Here is a 2,900-nt window from a genome sequence, read left to right as displayed (position 1 = left end):
GAACCCTTTGAAAAGGGCTTCCCTTTCCCCCTTCCCCCGGACCCCCATCCCCCTTTCCCTCCTAAACTTTTTATTGCCGCTTCGCGGGTGGCGGGAGCGCGAAGGAGCTGTTCCTTTCCACCACAGTGCAAGACGCCGCCCTCTCAAATCTTCTAGTCCCTCGTTCTTCCTGGCGGCGTGGGCAACCGTCCCGAAGGGTCCGCGCCCTGCCATCCACCATCCACACTCCCCCCAGAACAGGCCCTCACCCCGCGCACGCACGCCCCTGCCGAAGGCACACAAAAAGTTTGGGAGGGTCCAGGGAACCTTTTTCAAAAGGTTCCCTGGCGGGGTCCGGGGCAGCGCCCCGGCCGCCGGAGGCATCCGCGAGCAAAAAAAAGGCCCCGTTCCTTGCGGAGCGGGGCCTTGGCGTTGTCGTATTCGCGGCTAGAAGCGGATGGACAGGTTCTTTTCCAGGGCGTCCAGGATGGTCTTGTGTTCCTTGTCCACCTGCTTGTCCTTGAGGGTCTTGGTCGGCGAGCGGTAGGTCAGGCGGAAGGACAGGTTGCGTTCCTCCTCCTGGCCTTCGGGCACGAACTCGGCCACCAGCTCCACGGACTCCAGGATGTCCACGCCCGCGGACAGGATGGTTTCGCGAATGGCGTCGGCGTGCAGGGTGACGGGGCCGATGACGGTCACGTCGCGGCGGCTGGGCGGGAAGACCGGCAGCGGCCGGAAGTCGATCCGGTGCGCATCGACCATGTCGCGCAGGCCGTCGAGGTTGAAGTCGCAGAGCCAGACGTCCTTGCGGGCGTGGTAGTAGTCGGCCATGTCCTCGCGGACCCGGCCGATGAGGCCCACGGGCTCGCCGGACACGGTCACCTGCACGCAGGGCGCGAGGTAGGGATGCTCGCCCTCGGCCACGGTGAAGACTGGAGCTTCGAGCTTGAGGGTGTCGGCCAGCAGGTGTTCCACGTGGCCCTTGATGTCCAGGTAGTCCACGTCGCCGTGGGCCCAGGGCCATTCCTCGGCGTGGCGCGGACCGTAGAGCAGGATGCCCAGCCGGGTCTGCTCGCGGGTCTCGGTCTCGGAGGTCTCGTCGAAGACGAACCGCTTGGCCACCTCGAACAGACGGATGTGGTTGTTGCCCTTGGACAGGTTGTTCTTGAGCGTGTTGAGCAGGCCGGGGGCCAGCTCGGTGCGCATGACGTTCTGTTCCTCGGACAGCGGATTGGCGATGAACACGCGGCCCGCTTCGGGCAGATCGAGGCGGTCGAGGTCGTCGGAGCCGGTGAAGCTGTAGTTGATCGCCTCGTTCAGCCCCACGCCGCGTCCCCACAGCTTGATCCGCTTGTTGAAATCGTACACCGGGATGCCGGCCTCGCCCTCCAGGGACTTGGCCACTTTGGGCAGCACAGCCGGGATGCGGTCCAGGCCGTAGACGCGGCCCACTTCCTCGTACAGGTCCACTTCGCGCTCCAGGTCGAGGCGGTGGGACGGGGAGGCCACGGTCCAGTTCTCGGTATTGGCATCGTCCACGGTGCAGCCTTCGAGCTCGAAGACCTTCTTGGCGAAGGCCGGTTCGAGGTCCAGGCCGAGCAGGGACATGCAGCGCTTGTGGCGGTAGCCGTGGACGCGGTCCTGCCAGGGCCGGGGCTCGTTGGTGACCACGCCCTTCATGACCGTGCCGCCGGAGGTCTCGGCCATGAGCTGGGCGGCTCGGTCGATGCAGAAACGGTTGAGTTGCTGGTCCACGCCGCGCTCGAAGCGGTAGGACGCCTCGGACGGCAGGGCCAGGCGGCGGGCCGTCTTGCGGATGGTGCCGGGCCGGAACACGGCGGCCTCCAGCAGGACGTTGGTGGAACCGGCGTGCATCTCGGTGTTGGAGCCGCCCATGACGCCAGCCAGGCCCACCGGGCGCTTGCCGTCCCAGATGAGCAGGTCGTTGGCCGTGAGCGTGCGCTCCACGTCGTCCAGGGTGGTGAACTTCATGCCGTCCTCGGCCAGGGCCACGCGCAGGGTAGCGTCCTCGACCCGGTCGAGGTCGTAGGAGTGCATGGGCTGCCCGAGTTCGAACATGATGTAGTTGGTCACGTCCACGATGTTGGAGATGGGACGCTGGCCCAGGGCGAGCAGCTTGAAGCGCATCCAGTTCGGGGCCTTGCGGGTCTCCACGCCCTGGATGACGCGGCCGTTGAAGAGCGGGCAGTACTCGGGATCGTCGATCAGGATCTTGATCTCGTCGGCCGCATTGCCGCCGCCCTCGACCAGGTTGAGCTTCGGCATGGTCAGGGGCAGGTCGAAGGCCAGCGCGGTCTCGCGGGCGAAGCCGAGGATGGAAAGACAGTCGGCGCGGTTGGGGGTGATGTCGAAGTCGAAGACCACCCGCTCGAGATTCAGGGCGTCCACCAGCTTGTCGCCCACCTTGAAGGACTCGTCGAGAACCCAGATGCCCTCGTGGTCCTCGGAAAAGCCCAGCTCGCGTTCGGAGCAGATCATGCCCATGGACTTGACGCCCCGGAGCTTGGCCTTCTTGATCTTCATGCCGTCGGGCATGGTCGTGCCGACCATGGCCACGGGCACCTTCTGGCCCTTGGCCACGTTGGGCGCGCCGCACACGATGGTCAGGGCCTCGGGACCGCCCACGTCCACGGTGCAGACCGACAGGTGGTCGGACTCGGGGTGCGGCTCGCGCTCGGCCACGAAGCCGACCACGATGTCCTTGACGGCCTCGAAGGGATCGGTGATGCCGTCCAGCTCGAGGCCGAGCATGGTCAACTTGTCCCCCAGGACCTGGATGTCCCCCTCGTAGGGGACGAATTCACGCAACCAATTCAAGCTAACTAACATGAGTGCCTCCGGCGGCCGGGGGAAGGGGAGAGGGGAACCCTTTGAAAAGGGCTCCCCCTCTCCCCTTCCCC

Annotated in this window: 1 protein-coding gene; it reads right to left on the bottom strand. The window is 65.9% G+C overall.

Going from position 1 to position 2,900, the window contains the following annotated elements; translation table 11 throughout:
• Positions 1-426 precede the first annotated feature (426 nt).
• On the bottom strand, positions 427-2,829 hold the full coding sequence (pheT, locus tag AB6M95_RS19590) for a phenylalanine--tRNA ligase subunit beta (protein WP_371388428.1): 2,403 nt from the start codon (positions 2,827-2,829) through the stop codon (positions 427-429).
• Positions 2,830-2,900 lie beyond the last annotated feature (71 nt).

The organism is Pseudodesulfovibrio karagichevae, assembly GCF_041414475.1.
Lineage (GTDB): Bacteria > Desulfobacterota > Desulfovibrionia > Desulfovibrionales > Desulfovibrionaceae > Pseudodesulfovibrio > Pseudodesulfovibrio karagichevae.
This window is presented reverse-complemented; position numbering and strand designations above follow the sequence as displayed.